The 15,840-nt window shown below is 58.3% G+C and carries 14 protein-coding genes; 7 read left to right on the top strand and 7 right to left on the bottom strand.

The genetic code is table 11. From position 1 onward, the window contains the following. Nucleotides 1–3: 3 nt before the first annotated feature. Nucleotides 4–723: an SDR family oxidoreductase gene (locus tag LVY71_RS03510; RefSeq protein WP_235098216.1), complete on the bottom strand. Its 720-nt coding sequence runs from the start codon at nucleotides 721–723 to the stop codon at nucleotides 4–6. A 148-nt stretch (nucleotides 724–871) separates the two neighbouring features. Between LVY71_RS03510 and LVY71_RS03505 the strand changes: the two genes are divergently transcribed. Further along, entirely contained in the window at nucleotides 872–1,543 is a 672-nt protein-coding gene (locus LVY71_RS03505) for a L,D-transpeptidase (protein ID WP_235100007.1), read from the top strand. Nucleotides 1,544–1,713: 170 nt separating this feature from the next. Beyond that, on the top strand, nucleotides 1,714–2,313 hold the full coding sequence (locus LVY71_RS03500) for a TetR/AcrR family transcriptional regulator (protein ID WP_235098214.1): 600 nt from the start codon (nucleotides 1,714–1,716) through the stop codon (nucleotides 2,311–2,313). A gap of 693 nt (nucleotides 2,314–3,006) precedes the next feature. Here LVY71_RS03500 and LVY71_RS03495 read toward each other — a convergent pair. The 5 genes from LVY71_RS03495 to LVY71_RS03475 all read right to left on the bottom strand — a co-directional run bounded on the left by LVY71_RS03495 (nucleotide 3,007) and on the right by LVY71_RS03475 (nucleotide 9,247). Next, nucleotides 3,007–4,197 (bottom strand): acyl-CoA dehydrogenase family protein, encoded by a 1,191-nt coding sequence (locus LVY71_RS03495; protein WP_235098212.1) that lies wholly within the window; start codon nucleotides 4,195–4,197, stop codon nucleotides 3,007–3,009. Next, a complete protein-coding gene (locus LVY71_RS03490; RefSeq protein ID WP_235098209.1) occupies nucleotides 4,194–5,210 on the bottom strand; it encodes an NAD(P)H-dependent flavin oxidoreductase in 1,017 nt (338 codons plus the stop codon). The genes LVY71_RS03495 and LVY71_RS03490 overlap by 4 nt, the downstream gene beginning before the upstream one ends. Nucleotides 5,211–5,296: 86 nt before the next feature. Then, complete coding sequence (locus LVY71_RS03485; RefSeq protein WP_235098207.1) at nucleotides 5,297–7,165, bottom strand: acyl-CoA synthetase; 1,869 nt, start codon at nucleotides 7,163–7,165, stop codon at nucleotides 5,297–5,299. Nucleotides 7,166–7,293: 128 nt separating this feature from the next. After that, a complete protein-coding gene (locus tag LVY71_RS03480) occupies nucleotides 7,294–8,526 on the bottom strand; it encodes an ABC transporter substrate-binding protein (RefSeq protein WP_235098206.1) in 1,233 nt (410 codons plus the stop codon). 55 nt (nucleotides 8,527–8,581) lie between these two features. Next, complete coding sequence (locus LVY71_RS03475; RefSeq protein ID WP_235098204.1) at nucleotides 8,582–9,247, bottom strand: TetR/AcrR family transcriptional regulator; 666 nt, start codon at nucleotides 9,245–9,247, stop codon at nucleotides 8,582–8,584. A gap of 934 nt (nucleotides 9,248–10,181) precedes the next feature. Here LVY71_RS03475 and LVY71_RS03470 point away from each other — a divergent pair. The 5 genes from LVY71_RS03470 to LVY71_RS03450 all read left to right on the top strand — a co-directional run bounded on the left by LVY71_RS03470 (nucleotide 10,182) and on the right by LVY71_RS03450 (nucleotide 15,181). Continuing rightward, a complete protein-coding gene (locus LVY71_RS03470) occupies nucleotides 10,182–11,345 on the top strand; it encodes an alkene reductase (protein ID WP_235098202.1) in 1,164 nt (387 codons plus the stop codon). A 62-nt stretch (nucleotides 11,346–11,407) separates the two neighbouring features. After that, on the top strand, nucleotides 11,408–12,451 hold the full coding sequence (locus tag LVY71_RS03465) for an ABC transporter permease (RefSeq protein ID WP_235098199.1): 1,044 nt from the start codon (nucleotides 11,408–11,410) through the stop codon (nucleotides 12,449–12,451). Between the two features lie 5 nt (nucleotides 12,452–12,456). Beyond that, the gene (locus tag LVY71_RS03460; protein ID WP_235098198.1) at nucleotides 12,457–13,359 is read left to right on the top strand and encodes an ABC transporter permease; all 903 of its coding nucleotides are present in this window, start codon (nucleotides 12,457–12,459) and stop codon (nucleotides 13,357–13,359) included. Further along, the gene (locus tag LVY71_RS03455; RefSeq protein WP_235098196.1) at nucleotides 13,356–14,396 is read left to right on the top strand and encodes an ABC transporter ATP-binding protein; all 1,041 of its coding nucleotides are present in this window, start codon (nucleotides 13,356–13,358) and stop codon (nucleotides 14,394–14,396) included. The genes LVY71_RS03460 and LVY71_RS03455 overlap by 4 nt, the downstream gene beginning before the upstream one ends. Continuing rightward, entirely contained in the window at nucleotides 14,378–15,181 is an 804-nt protein-coding gene (locus LVY71_RS03450) for an ABC transporter ATP-binding protein (RefSeq protein WP_235098195.1), read from the top strand. Before LVY71_RS03455 ends, LVY71_RS03450 begins: the two co-directional genes overlap by 19 nt. 40 nt (nucleotides 15,182–15,221) lie before the next feature. Here LVY71_RS03450 and LVY71_RS03445 read toward each other — a convergent pair whose 3' ends face one another. Next, the gene (locus tag LVY71_RS03445; RefSeq protein WP_235098193.1) at nucleotides 15,222–15,755 is read right to left on the bottom strand and encodes a TetR/AcrR family transcriptional regulator; all 534 of its coding nucleotides are present in this window, start codon (nucleotides 15,753–15,755) and stop codon (nucleotides 15,222–15,224) included. Nucleotides 15,756–15,840: the final 85 nt, after the last annotated feature.

Below are 15,840 nucleotides of genomic sequence, written 5' to 3'. Positions count from 1 at the left end.
TGATTATGCCGCCGCCTTGCCGATCGATGCGCCACCATCCGCAAAAAGTGTCTGGCCGGTGATGAAGCCTGCATCCTCAGACAGAAGAAACGCGATCAGTGCGGCGATCTCGTCCGGCTTGCCAAGGCGTTTTAATGGAATGAGGGAGAGAAAGCGGCGCTCGGCCTCGCTTCCGGCAGGTGTATTTTCGCGGAACATTTCGGTTTCGGTGGGGCCGGGTGCGACAGCATTGACGGTTATGCCTTCTTGAGCGAGTTCAAGTGCCCAGGTGCGCGTGAAACTTGAAATAGCACTCTTCGCTCCCGCATACGCTGTCCGATCAGGAACGCCGAGGATCGTCAGGCTCGAGATGTTCACCACTCGACCCCATTTTTTTTCGCGCATGGCCGGCAGGACGGCCTGAACAGCCTGCACGGCGGGCGTGAGATTCCGTCGAAACGACTCTTCGAACTGATCGATGTCGATCTCGCCGATGCGTCCAAGCCGGATGAACCCGACGTTGTTCACGACCCCATCGAATGAAAACCGGGCCGTGAGATCCCTCAGCGTGGCATCTGTCGCATGGCGGTCAGTCACGTCGAGAGGAAAAAGCGTCCCAGGAAAAGATTTGTCCGCCCCTCTTGCGAAGCCGACGACGTTGTGACCTTGGGCGGCCAGCCGTTCGGAAAGCGCCCGGCCGATGCCCTTGCTGGCGCCGGTGATCAAAAATGTTCGCTTGGTCATGTTTGACCTTCCTCCAAATGGATATTGCCAGCTCATTTATTTTATTTATAGAACGATTGCTCTATATCTTTTTATAGAGCAAATGATACAAAACGGCAAGAACCCGGACGCCGTTATTGAAGCTGCCCCCGAGCAAGGACAACGATCGATGTTTGATAGACGTGCATTAGTGTTTGGAGCGCCACTCATCCTCGCGGGATGCGTGACGCAGGAGGGGCCTATGACCACCGCTCCTGGTATGGAGCGTGAAGCACGCTATGCGTCGATGTACGGAACGATAGACAACGAGCCGTTTCCAGTTCCCGCTGTGGATCTGAGCGAGATCAATCCCAAATTTCTTCGTCGCGAGGTGGCCTATCGCACGAATGAACAACCCGGGACAGTCGTGGTCGATACCGGCAACCGCTATGCCTATCTGGTGAAAGCCGGCGGTCGAGCCATCCGCTACGGCGTCGGCGTCGGCAAACAGGAGGCTTTCAACTTCCAGGGTGAAGCCACGATCGCACGAAAAGCGGCGTGGCCGCGTTGGACACCGACCCCTGACATGATCAAGCGTGAGCCGAAGCGATATGGCCCTTACGCCAATGGATTGAACGGAGGCGCCGATAATCCGCTTGGGCCGCGGGCGCTCTATCTGTATCAGAACGGACGAGATACCTATTACCGGCTGCACGGAACACTTGAGCCCTCAACGATTGGAACGATGGTCTCATCAGGCTGTGTACGCCTGATTAATCAGGACATCATCGATCTCTATAATCGCGTTCCGGTCGGCACGAAGGTCGTCGTACTTCCAGCTCGCGGCGTTGATATATCCTGACGTCCCGTGACGATCTCACCGCAAGCCGGGTACAGATGAGTGGTTAGGGTTGAGCCAGTGTCAGCTTACGGTGCTGGCTCAGGCCTTGCCGGGCCGGATCGGTCGATCTAAACACGATCCAAGGGGACGGGATGAGAATCCCAGGCAGCGTGGCGAGAAAAAATAGTACCATGGGTCGTCCGCGAGAATTCGATGAAGATAAAGTGCTGGCCGCCGCCGGCGACGTCTTCTGGGCGCTTGGTTTTGAAGCAACATCAACCCGCGCTCTGACGGAATGCACCGGGCTGACGCCTGCCAGCATCTACAATGCCTTTGGCGACAAGCGAGGGTTCTTCCTTCGTGCCCTTAGATATTATCTCGATCAAACGCTCCGTGAGCGCATCGTGCGCCTGGAAAGCACGCAATCGCCCGGCCGCGCTATTGCTGGATTCTTTCGTGAGATTATCTCTCGCTCGCTTGCAGACCCGGAGCATCGCGGCTGCATGCTCATGAATACTGCGATGGAAGTCACGACTGGCGACCCGGAGATGCAGCGCATCGTGGCGGATGAGACGGCGATCATTGAGCGATTTTTCTATCGTTGCGCTGTCGCAGGTCAAAAGACCGGCGAGATTCCCAAGGGCCAGCCTGCCGAGGATATAGCTCGTATGTTGCTCGGCCTGCTGGCTGGTTTGCGTTTGCTTGCACGCATACGTCCCGACGCCAAACTTCTCAACGGTATGGTGCGCCCGGCCCTGGCCGCGCTGAATCTTGTTTTACCGCGCAAGTAAAAGCGCCTGACCTGGATTTCACTTGGCGTCAGCACCTCGGCAGCCTGGATATCTGCAAACGATCTGCCTGCATTCCCTGTCGCGGGGCGCTGCCCTCAAGCTGCGTGAGCAACTGCTTCAGTACCGCCCCCGCATCGCCCGCGATGCTAACCTTTGCCGGATAGTTCGCATTGAGGGCGCGGTCTTCTCCCGTGCAGCGGCCATCGCCATGCCGACTTCGGTTGGCAACAGCGTGACGGACGCGATGCCAGCCTTTAGGAGCGTACGGCGGTCAATTGTCGGGATATTCCTATGATCGTTCATGACTGTTTCCCACAAGGTGTCATGGCGAAGGCTCCCCGCCGACGGTTCGCGGCCCTGCATAGGAACATCGAAATAAATCGGTTGTTCCCGACGAGCGATCGGGCAATCCCCGCGGTCAACGCCGCGACCGTCGATTGCTGATTGTTGCTCCCTGCCCGAAATCCTCGATGCGCCGCCACAGGACATGCAGGCGTCTTTCCGGTCGTCTTTACGCCGGCGTGGTGGGTCGACGCATGAAACGACTACGGAAATCACAACTCATGATTGGAAAGGCCACGCGGTCAATATGTAGTGTGTACAATCGACAAGCCTCTGAACAAAATCATGCTGCGAAGTCGACGTTGTCATCTATTTCAGGAATTCCCTCGTCCCTCAGCCATCGCGCCGAGATCAGCGCTCCTCGATCTTTTGCTTCTGCCTCGAAGGCAAGGTGCCCATGTACTTCGCGATAATGCCCAACATCACCTCGTCGGCACCGCCGACGATCGATCCGAGACGCCCGTCACGGTATCGACGCGCGATAGGCGTTTCAGCCATGAGACCCATGCCACCAAAATATTGAAGGCAGGCGTCGTTGACTTCGCGGCTAAGACGGCCCGCCTTGAGCTTGGCCATTGAAGCAAGTTTGGTGCAATCGCCTCCACTTACATGAAGATCGACCGCGCTCCATGTCAGGGCGCGAAGAGATTCGACTTCCGTCATCAGTTCAGCAAGCCTGAAATGAACCACCTGATTGTCGAGTACGGGGCGCCCGAAGATTCGACGGGTGGCTGTGTATTCGATGGTTTCAGCGATAGACTTTTCGCAACTGACAATGGCTCCAAGAGCGGCGTACATGCGCTCTTCCTGGAATTGCATCATCTGATAGCGAAAGCCGTGCCCTTCTTCGCCGATACGGTTACGAACGGGGACACGCACGTTGTCAAAATGGATTTCCGCGGTGTCCGAGGAGTGCGCAACGAGCTTCTTCAGCTTCCGGGACACGGTGACGCCCGGGACGTATTTTCCGTTCTCCTTGAGAGGGACGCAAATCAGAGACTTGTTGTTGTGGGCCGCTCCATCCGAGGTATTGGCCAGCATACACATCCAATCGGCTTGCGCACCGTTTGTGATCCACATTTTTGTGCCGTTGATGACGTAGTCATCGCCATCGCGAACAGCCGCGGTCTTGATTGCCGCAACGTCCGATCCCGCACCGTTTTCGGAGACGCCGATACAGGCGACGACATCTCCGCTGACAGAAGGCGCAAGAAACGTGCGCTTTATTTCGTCAGAGCCGAAGCGCGCAAGCGCCGGCGTCGCCATTTCCGTTTGAACTCCGATCGCCATGCTGACGCCGATGCAATCGATATGGCCCAGCGTTTCGTCGAGAATTGCGCCAAACGAAAAATCGAGCCCCGCTCCCCCATACTCCTTAGGCTTGGTGATACCGAGCAGCCCGAGATCTCCCATCTTCTTGAAAATCTCGTGGGCCGGGAAAGCTTCTGCAGCTTCCCACTCATCCGCATGAGGATTGATTTCATCCTCGATGAACCGACGCACCGTGGTTCGCAGTGCCTCGTGCTCCTCGGTAAACTTCATGATGCCGCGGCCTGAATGCTTGGAGCGTCCTCCGGCGGACGCGCGACAGACACGAAGCGCTCGGAGGCTTCAGCGAACTCTATCTTCAGGCGTTCAACCAACTCAGCCACAGGCGGTGCGTCGGTGATCTGTCCGATGCCCTGACCGGCGCCCCAGATATCACGCCACGCCTTGGCGCCCATGTTGCCGCCCGAACCGAAGTTCATGATTGTCTTATCGGCAACCGGCAGATTCTTCGGATCAAGCCCCGCGGCGGCAATCGACGGCCCAAGATAATTGCCGTGAACACCGGTAAAGAGATTCGAATAAACGATGTCGTCGGCAGCGTAATCGGCGGTGGTCAGCGCATCCTTGTAGGCCGCCGCTGCGGCAGCTTCCTGTGTCGCGATAAAGCGTGTCCCCATGTAAGCCAGATCCGCACCAAGCGCCAAGGCCGATGCAACGCTCCAGCCGTCCGAGATCGCGCCGGAGAGAAGAATAGTACCCTTGAACCATTGTCTGACTTCGCGAACGAGAGCGAATGGAGACAACGTGCCGGCATGTCCGCCCGCGCCGGCACAAACCAGAATCAAGCCATCGACACCCTGCTCAACAGCTTTGCGCGCGTGCTTTACGTTGATCACATCGTGAAACACCACGCCGCCATAGGAGTGCGCGGCTTCAACGATCTCGGCCGGAGGACGAAGCGATGTGATGATGATCGGCACCTTGTGCTGCACACAGGTTTCCATATCCCCGAACAGCCGGTCATTGGATGAATGGCAAATCTGATTGACCGCATAGGGCGCCACTTTCTTCCCGGGATTCTGGGCGCGATATTCCCCGAGTTCGCCTTCAATTCGGGTCAGCCATTCCCCGAGCACATGAGCGGGCCGCGCGTTGAGCGCAGGAAATGAGCCCACGATTCCCGCTTTGCATTGCGCAATGACCAGTTCTGGCCCGGAAACGATAAACAGCGGTGAACCGACGATCGGCAACTCAAGAGAGTTTTTAAGGAAACCTGGAAGAGACATAGGGCCGATCTTTCTTGAGAACGTGAACGATAAACCAGAGCGACGTGTGGGACCAATGGATAGCGAAGTTGCGAGCAACCTGCCGGCTACGCCGGGGGCAGAACGACCTTGTAGTCGAAGAGATAGCCAGAGAGAGCAGCTTCAACTTCCAGAACGTGTTTCGACAGATGCGCGGGAAGCGTAACGACTGCCTCACTACCGCGCTTGCCGCCTTGAGCGACGCTCACGGTTACCTCTGAAGTCCCCGTCACCTCGGTCACAACCGTTTCGATAAGCCTTCGGGCGGCATCGCTTCTCAGCGGCGGCTTGAATATTTTGCCAACGCCGGTGACTGGAATCGTGTCCACAATGAAGTAGCTCTTGGGCCACGCCGGACGTTCGGCGATTCGCGGCTCTGCAAATGTGCGCAGTTCATCTGCCGTGACAGAAGCGCCCGGCTTGAGCGCCACGTAACAAACCGGAAGTTCGCCGGCATATTTGTCGGGCTGGCCGACCGCCGCGGCAGCGATGACCGCGGGATGACCAACAACAGCGTCCTCGATGGCTTGCGGATCGATGTTGTGGCCGCTTCGAATGATGATGTCCTTGGCGCGACCTGCAATGAAGATACGACCGGTTTCGTCGGTATAGGCGAGATCGCCACCGTTGAGGACACCGTCGACGATCAAACCGTCGTTGTCTTTCCGGTCGCGATAGCCTGGCGTTACATTCGGCCCGGAAATCGTCAGCACGCCTATCTCACGCGGGGCGCATTCTGCTCCGAGAGAACCATCCGCATTCAGCTTGCGAACGGCGGTCTCGATATACGGAAGGCGATAACCGACCGATCCAATGACACGGTCTCCAGCCGGCGGGGAAATGGAAATCAACCCGCCACACTCGGTCATTCCAAGACACTCGTGCACGCGCCTGCCGGTCTTCGCTTCGTATTGCTCCACGATGGTCTTTGGCGCCGCAGCCGCGCCTGAGATCGAAAAGCGAAGACTGGAGATGTCTGCATCGCCAACCGGAACGCTCAGCAACGCTGCCATAACGGTCGGAACGCCACCTCCGATGGTGACCCGGTATTGCTCGATGATCTTCCAGAAATTCTGGATCATCGCCGGATTGCGCATGCCGCCTGGCGACATGATCACGAGATGCACACCAGCAAGAAACATAGACAAACCACACAGGATAGTGCCCGCCACATGAAACAGAGGCAATCCGTTGGTCATCACGTCCTTGTCCGAGAAATCGTAAAGGACAGTTCCGCCGAACGCAGCGGTGATCTGATTGCGATGAGTATGCGTGACGAGTTTCGGCGCGCCCGTCGTGCCACCGGTGTGGAAATATGCAGCGACTTCGTTGTTTGATCCCGGCGCTCCAAACGTAAGGCGTTGCCCGTCGTACTTGCTCAGAGACGGAATGAACGATTGCACGCCCTCTGGCGGCGGCGCATCAGACAGCGAGATCTGCACTAGTTTCAGACCAGGAACCAGTTCTGCGACGGTGACTGCTTTCTCCCAGATATCGAGTTGAGGATGGGGGCCGAGCGCGACCAGGATATGAACATCAGCCGCCTGGATAAGATGCGCGATGTGCTCAGGCTGAAGCAAAAAATTGATGGGCAGTGCGTAGCCCGCCGTTTCCGCACCCCACAGCACGAATTGGGTCTCGATCAGGCTTGGCAGTATGAACGCAATGCCCGGCCGCGAACCGCCGATATCCGCGAAGAAATTTGCCGCGCGCGTGATGCCGGCAAGCAATTCCGTGTAGGACACGATGCGCGGCTTTTCGTCAGGCACTCCCGTCATAAGCATCGTCAGGGCGGTGTGCGACGGAAAGCGTTCTGCGGCGTGGCGGAAGATATCGTAGACGCTTTGCGCTGGACACCGTTCGGCGAAGGTTTTCTCGCTCTCGAAACGCTTCACATCTTGAAGATTGCGTATGGGAAAATCGCGGGCGAACGGCATCGTATGTCCTCGACACGGTTGGCGGAAAGCTTCAACTCAATGACTGCTTGCGGGTTCTCTTTCGATCTTGTGCGAGAAAGCTCGCCGCGCAGTAGACGAAGTCGCCTCCTTCACTCAAGGGAAGTTGACTACTTGGCATCACTCGTATTGATGACGTCGCCAAATATTTCCCACCTGTCCCCCGTGAGCTTGATCAACCTCATCTGCTGAATTGGCGCATAATTCGTCGCGGATGTGTTTATCGAGATTCCCGGAAGCAGCATCTTCGCGTGAACGTTTTGCATGCTGGCAGCTTGCTTCATCACGTTTTCCCGCGTGAGATTATTGCCTGCCTGTCTGAGGACATGAACCAGGGCCTGCGCAGTCATGTAACCTGCGCCAATGAGTACGTCTGAGCGTCCGGCCTCTGGATAATATTTTGCAAGAAACTGGTCGTATTCCTTGACCTCGGCATCATCTTTCCACTGCGGGTCCGCTGGATCCTTCACATAAGTTGCGGAGATGATTCCTTGCGCCGTTTCGATACCCGCAGGCTTCATCACCGTTTCGATCGACGCGCTAATCGAAACGATGATGTGCACCGGCTTCCAGCTGAGTTCATTGGTTTTCTTGATAACCTGGGCAGCGAACTTCGGGGAGGAGATATTCACCAGCACGCTCGCGCCGCTGGCCTTGAGAGTTACTACCCGCGAGTCGACCGTCGGCTCGGTAATCTCGTAGCCCTCAGATGCCACGATCATCGTCGCAAGCTTATCTCCAAGGCCCTGCTTCAGGCCATTCAGGAAATCTTTGCCAAAGTCATCGTTCTGGTAGATGACCGCAATTTTGCTGTCTGAATGTTCCTTAAGCAAGAATCGCGCATAGGCCTTCCCCTCACTAAGATAGCTTGGCGCAAGCCCTATGGTCCACGGATACTCGGCCGGATTGTTCCACTTCGAAGCGCCGCTCCCAACGAACAACTGCGGAATTTTCCGCGTGTTGAGATAACGTTGGATTGCCGTGTTTGATGCCGTCCCAAGCGGACTGAACAACAGGAGTACTTCATCGCTCTCGACAAGCCGCCTCGCCTGTTCAACCGTCTTCGCCGGTGAGTAGCTATCGTCGTAGGAGACGAAATTGATCTTGCGGCCATTGATGCCGCCTTCGTCGTTGATCTTCTTGAAATAGGCAGCCTCAGCCTTGCCCAAAATGCTGAATGCCGAGGCTGGGCCGCTGTACGGCATGATATTGCCGATTTTGATCTCGGTGTCCGTCGCGCCTACATCATATTGTTTGGTTTGTGCTGAAGCGACGGCACTGCATCCGACCATCAAAGCAGCGGCAATTGACACGACGTGAAAAGTCGAACTTGAAATAAGCATTTAGCGCTTCCCCATTTTTTGTTGAGGAAGTTGGTAAGGGATTAAATTAACAGCGTCAAGTTTTGGGCGATTTTCGGATTTTCACCGACATATCCTTGAGTTGCATACGTTTTTTCACGCCATCCGGCTTCTTCACGCCCAGATACATCATTCGCATTGTCCGCCGGTGCAATTCGTCGCGTGCCTTGACCGTAGGAATATGTCCGCTGAGGTGCATCATAACGATGCCATGCGCCGCGACACAAAACGAATGCCCGATCGCCTGGGCGTCTCCGACAATGAGACCTTCATCAATGAGGGCTTGAACGTAACTAACCATTGTAGAGTTAAACCGTTTTGCGACACCATCAAAACCCGGCAGGTCTGCGGGAACGGGTTGCCCGGCATCGAAAATAAATCGGTAGGAATTCGGGTGGTTCAACGCAAAATCAAGAAAGGCCTTGCCGACGTTTCGCGCGTTCTGACGCGCATCGCAACGCAGATCAAAGGCGCTCTCAAGCTGATCACAGAAGCGGTTCAAGGCACTTGTCCGGACTGCAGCGAGGATCTCGTCTTTATCAGCAAAATAGCGATATGCAGCCGTCTGGCTGTAACCCAAAACGTGAGCGATCTGTCGCATGGTAACGCCAGCCACTCCATGCTTCGCAAACAATCCTTCGGCCGCCTTAACCAAGCGCGCTCGAAATGCATCGACTTCGTCGTCAGTGAGCTGTTTTCTCATACGCTATTCTTAGCCCGCGATAGGCTTCAGGTCAGATGGATAGTGTTCACTTCGCATAGAATTTACCTTGCGATAGAGGGCATTGCGAGATTGATCACCGGGCCTCGCTCGAAGGTGCCGCGGCTAAGTAAACGTAAGGCGTTCTAGCATTTTCCCACCGACCTGCACGACGGGAAATGCCTCCGCAACGATGAGCCCATCGGCCGTGTGCGTTGCTTACAGTGCTCCGCATTCAGCGCACGGAAGCCACGCTCTTGTTGTCCGCGGCATAGCCTCGGTGGCCTTCGCCACGCGGTCGCCGAGCTTATGCGGTCCGACCTAGAGCGGCAAAACCACCGAAGGGTGATTCAAGCGCCACCTCTCGACGATGTTGGATTAATGGGATGTAACGACAGCCCGGCGGATTGTATCAGCATACAGCCGATCTGCATCGCGGCGACAACCGCTATCAACCAACTCTGGCAGACCGACTTCACCTATCTCAAGATCACCGGCTGAGGCTGGTATGCGTTTCCGACGTCACGGCGACGCTCGACCAGATGCTCGCGGCCGCCGGCGACCGCGCGTCCCCTTTCGAGACCGGAGCACGGCGGTCCGGTGGGACATCCCGCTAGGCCTTGCGCCGGGGCTGGCCGGGACGCGCACGCATGCCGTCGCGCGACGATGGCGTGGGGTTTCAGCACCCTTTAACCGCCTCCGGACAGACAAAAAGGGCCAGCGCGCGGCAACGGATGGAGCTCGCGGCCACGACAGCAACCTTTCTTCTCAAGACAACTTGCAGGAACAAATATTCTGCGAAACGCGACCCCGGCGTTGCCGTCATACTTAAGTTGCTGAACTTCCAACTTTCTTCTTAACAAGACAGACCAGTCTGTCTTAGATGCGGTGCAAACCTGAGGAATCTGTTGCTTTGCACGCACATGGGAGCCGACGAGTGGCACTTTCGGACAAGAAAATCCTTTCATCCTTACAACTCGGACGACGCACGATCAAAAACCGGGTCGTCATGGCGCCGCTGGTGCGGGCGCGCTGCGATGAGGATCGTGCGCCGACGGATATGGTCTCGACATATTATGTGCAGCGTTCGTCTGCCGGATTTATCGTCACTGAGGGAACCCACGTCTCCGAATTCAGTGTAACGCGCAAGACCGCAGCGGCGCACTACACGGACAAGCAAATTAAGCAGTGGACCAGTGTTGTCCGCGCGATTCATGATGCCGGCGGCATTGTCTTCCAGCAACTTTATCATGTGGGGCGGAAGGCGCTACTCTCCACGCTGCCGCCTGGCCAGTTGCCGATCGCACCGTCCGCCCTCGCCGCAAGCGGCGGTATTCTGAGCGCCAGCGGACTGGAGCCATTTCCGGTTCCGCGAGCGCTCGAGTTGAGCGAAATTCCTCAAATCATCGACCAGTTTCGTCGCGCGGCCATCAACGCGCGCGATGCAGGGTTCGACGGAGTCGAACTCCTCGCGGCGAACGGCTTTCTTCTGGATCAGTTTCTGCGCGACGGCATCAACAAGCGCACCGACATTTATGGCGGACCAATCGAAAACCGCGCCCGCTTTCTCCTCGAAGTGGTCGATGCGGCGCTCGAAGTGCTGGGCGCAGATCGAGTCGGCGTTCGGCTATCGCCTCATTTCAGAATGGACGGAAGCGCGGACTCGAACCCGCCCGAAACATATCGCTATGTGGCTGAAAAGCTCAACGAGCGGGGCATCGCCTTCATTCACTTGACCGAAGGACTGGAGCGCGACGCCAACCCGTTCGAGGAGCAGTATCTGCGCATGCAGAAGTCGGGCAATGCCCACGGCCCGTCCGGCGACGAGCCATTCCTCGCGCCGATGGTCCGCGAGGTTTTCGACGGAGCGCTGATTTTGAACGGCGGATATAATCCGGAGACAGCTACGATGATGGTCGAGGAAGGCCGCGCGGACGCGGTCTCCTTCGGGCGCATGTTCATCTCCAACCCGGACTTGCCGGAACGGATTCGCGTCGGCGCGACGCTAACTCAACCTGATCCGAGCACATACTTCGCTGGCGGTCCCAAGGGATACATCGACTATCCGTTTCTGAATCAGGAACTCGCGCTCGCGCCCTAGGGCAGAGCCGAACGTGTGGAAAGGTGCGGCCATTCCCTCCTCGGCAAGGTGATGTCACCAAGATGAGCAGCGACGCTCCGGCCCTTGATGATCGCTATAATACAAGCAGCGAAGCTGAACAGGCTCCGCGTAGCAGATGGTTGCGTTACATCTGGGTCCGCATGATCCAGATGGTGCCGACGCTGCTGCTGATCATCCTGACCGCTTTTGTGCTGTTGAAAATGGCCCCAGGCGACCTCGTGCAGGTGATTGCCGGCGAGTCGGGCGGCGCGTCTCCGGAGTATATCGCGCGCCTGCGCGAAAGCTTCGGTCTCGATGCGCCGCTTCACATCCAGTTCATACATTATATAAGCGCCGTCTTTCAGGGCGACCTGGGATTTTCGTTTCGCAACAACGTTTCGGTGGCGACATTGCTGATGAGCAGGCTGCCCGCAACGTTGCTATTGGCCACGGCAGCGCTGTTCATCTCCGTTGTTGTCGGCATCGGGTGCGGCGTGATCGCGGCCACCTATCGCGGAAAATGGCAAGATCACGCGATCTCCATATCCGCCCTCTTAATTTACGCCACTCCGGTCTTCCTTACCGGCATCGGGTTGATCCTTCTTTTCAGCGTTGCCCTGCCCTGGCTTCCGATCGGCGGGTTTGCCGATGCTTACGGAATCAACACGCCGTGGCAGCGCGCCGCCAGCATCGCGAGACATTTGGTCTTGCCCGCGCTCACGCTGGGGACCGCCTACGCCGCCATCTACATCCGCCTGACGCGCGGGGCGATGCTGGAAGTCCAGACACTGGATTTCGTTCGCACGGCAAGAGCCAAGGGCGTGTCTCCGTATCGCGTGATCTGGCGCCACAGCCTGCGCAACGCGCTGCTGCCGCTTGTAACTGTTATCGGGATGCAGAGCGGCGCGATGCTGGGGGGCGCTATTCTGGTCGAAACCGTTTTCGCATGGCCCGGACTGGGACGGCTCGCGTTCGAGGCGCTCCAGCAGCGCGACTACAATCTCCTCGCGGGTCTGATCCTGTGCAGCGGCGCGGTGGTCATCGTCATGAACCTCTTGGTGGACCTTGTGTACGGCCTCCTCGATCCGCGAGTGCGCATCCGATGATCGAAATGCCAAACTTTCTTGATTCAACGCCGGTAGATCGCGGACATATCCCGGCGATTCAGTTCGGTGTGCGCTCAAGCCGCGCCAGAACGAACTGGCGGACATGGCCGCTCGCCCTGCGAGCGGGGCTGATCCTCCTGTTAGCCGAAATTGTTTTGGCGTTCGCGGCTTCCTGGCTCTATCCGAACGATCCGTTCGAATTTGTCGGACTGGCCTTCACTCCACCTTTCACCGATGCAAGCTTTCCGTTGGGTACGGATTTGATGGGGCGCGATATCGCGGCGGGCATTGTTTACGGCGCGCGCGTCTCGCTTCTGGTCGGTCTGGCCGCGACCATCATCGCCACCGTGATCGGCGGCTCAATCGGTCTGCTGTCCGGCTATTTCGGCGGCTGGCTCGATCATGCGCTCATGCGCGTCACCGAGTTGTTTCAGGTGATTCCGCATTTCCTTCTCGCACTCACCCTGATCGCGATCTGGGGATCGACCTTGTCGAACATCATCTTCGCGATAGGAGTGACGAGCTGGACAGTCATCGCGCGCCTGGTCCGCGCGGAAACGCTCGTGCTGCGCGAAAATGACTATGTCAAACTTTCGGCCGTGATGGGCGCGAGCCCGCTCAGGATCATCCTGACGCACATTTTGCCGAATACCTTTCCGCCGGTCATCGTTGCGGCATCCATCCTGACGGCTTCGGCAGTTCTGATGGAATGCGGATTGGCGTTTCTCGGGATGAACGACAGCAACCGTATAAGCTGGGGTGGCATGATCGGCGGGGCTCGGGAGGCGTTGCTCGACGCGCCGTACATGACGCTCATTCCGGGAGCGGCCATCCTGCTGACCGTCATGGCCCTGAGCTTGATCGGCGACGGCTTGAACCAATTGCTCAACCCCAAGAAGCACCGATGAAGGCCCCCGACACCCACACGCCGGTTCTCGCGGTGACCAATCTCGGAATCGGATTCCGGTCGACGCTTCCGGACAGTTCGGCTGAAGCGGTACTGGCGGCGGTTCAGGGTTTCGATCTGATGGTCCATGTGGGTGAAACTGTCGCCATCGTAGGCGAGTCGGGATGCGGAAAGTCGATCACCGCCCTCGCCCTCGCCGGTCTGCTGCCCGCGGATGCGCGAATTACGTCGGGTCACATCGACCTTCTCGGTCAGCGAATATCCGCCTTTCCGGAATCCCGGCTGCGCCATCTGCGCGGCAATCGCATCGGCATGATTTTCCAGGACCCCATGTCGGCCCTCAATCCCGTGCTCACGATCGGCGAGCAGATCGAGGAAGCCATTCTCGCGCATCAGGCGATCACGCGAAAGGAGGCACGGGCGCAGGCGGAAGACTTGCTCGCGCGCGTGCGGCTTCCCAAGCCACGGGAAAGGATGGCGGATTATCCGCATCAACTCTCGGGCGGAATGCGCCAGCGCGTGATGATCGCCATCGCCATCAGCAACCAGCCCGACCTTCTCATCGCCGACGAGCCGACGACGGCCCTGGATGCGACGGTTCAGTTCGAGATTCTGTCCCTCCTGCATGACATCCAGCGCGCCAGCGGAATGGCTCTCATCATGATCACGCATGATCTCGGCATCGTCGACCGCTGGGCCGAACGTGTCGCCGTCATGTATGCCGGCCGGAAGGTGGAAGAACGCGCCACCAAGAAACTGCTGGAGCGGCCGTTGCATCCTTATACCCACGCGCTGATCCGCGCGCGGCCAAGCCGGCGGCCGGCGCATGGCCCGCGTCACCGCCTGACGGAGATCGCCGGCATGGTGCCGGCCATCGGCACCCATCAGGCCGGATGCGTTTTTTCCAGCCGCTGTGCGGTAGCTGTTGAACGCTGTTTCGTCGAGGTGCCCACGCTGGACGATCTCGCCGATGATCCCGGTGTCGTGGCGTGCCATCTTGCCACGGAAAGGACGGCCCCATGCCTGGAGCCAGCGTGAGCACGCCGCCTGCTCTCCTCAGCGCGAACGGATTGAGCGTGTGGTTCCACGGCGCCGCCGGACGCACCGATGCCGTCCGCAATGTGTCGCTCGACATCAAGGCCGGCGAGGTTCTGGCCATCATCGGAGAGTCGGGGTCCGGAAAGAGTACCCTCGCGCGCGCCCTGTTGGGGATGATTACACCCGGCCACGGCAGCTTGCTGATGGACGGCTCTCCATTGCCGGGACCGGCATCGAAGCGGACGCGGGCGCAGCGTCGTCGCATCAGCATGGTGTTTCAGGACAGCAGCGCCGCGTTCAACCCGCGTTTCACGGTCGAACAGGTGCTGTTGGAGCCGCTCCGGCTGATGGGCACGCAACGTGAGGCGGGCGCAAAGCAACATCCCGCTGCGTTGCTCGAACAGGTCAGCCTGTCGTCCTCGCTGCTGTCGCGGCGTCCTCATGAGTTGTCCGGAGGACAGCGCCAGCGGGTTGGCATCGCCCGCGCGCTGGCCAGTGAACCGGACCTTTTGATCTGCGACGAGGCCGTGTCCGCGCTCGACGTCTCCGTGCAGGCGCAGATTCTGAATCTGCTGTCGGACCTACAGGCGAATCGAGGGCTGGCTTTTCTGTTCATCACCCACGATCTGGGCGTGGTGGAATATTTCGCGGATCGCCTGGCCGTGATGTTCGCGGGACAAATACTCGAGACCGGATCGTTGTCGGCGGTTCTCGATCATCCCCAAACCGACTACACGCGCAAGCTGCTTGATGCGCGACCGGCTTTGCGCGCGTCCCTCGGATAGAGTGACTTTCCTCTTTCAAACCCGCGCCGCAGGCTGAGGCTCAGGCGAGCAATTCGCTGGCGACAAGAGCCGCGTTCTTTGCCGCCTGGGGATTCCTGTATACGAGGATCGACGCAAGGGCGCCGTCATACAGAAGCGCCAACTGTTCGGACAGCCGTTTCGCGCCGGCCTTTCGCGGCTCCGAGATCGCATCCAGAAAAATGCGCCTCACCGCATCCTTATGCCCGCGCGCCACAGTTCTGATGGCGTCGGATTCTTCGTGCTCGGCGACCGCCAGCGCAAATGCGCAGCCGCGAAACTCGGGGGAATGCGCATCCTGTTCGAGGTGACGGAAAAGGCTGGCGACACGTTTGGCTGGATTTGTGTCTGCCGCTACGGCCACCTCCATCGCGGCCAGAACGCGGCCACTGCGGGCTTTCAGGTATTCGACAACCAGTTGCTCCTTGGTCGGAAAGTACCGATAGAGCGTTGCCTTGGCGATATTGGCCTCCGCGATCACAAGGTCCATGCCGACGGCCCTGATGCCGCTCCTGTAGAACAGCCGCGACGCCGTCGCGACGATGTGGTCGCGCATTAGATGCTGGTCATCGGACGGTGAGAGGCGCGCCTCTGCTCCGTTCCGGGAAGTCTTTCTCGGCCGCCGAGACGGACGAAGTGTG

It is taken from the genome of Bradyrhizobium sp. G127, assembly GCF_021502575.1.
Classification (GTDB): Bacteria; Pseudomonadota; Alphaproteobacteria; order Rhizobiales; family Xanthobacteraceae; genus Afipia.
The sequence above is the reverse complement of the archived record's forward strand: the minus strand, read 5'-3'. Positions and strand labels throughout refer to the sequence as shown.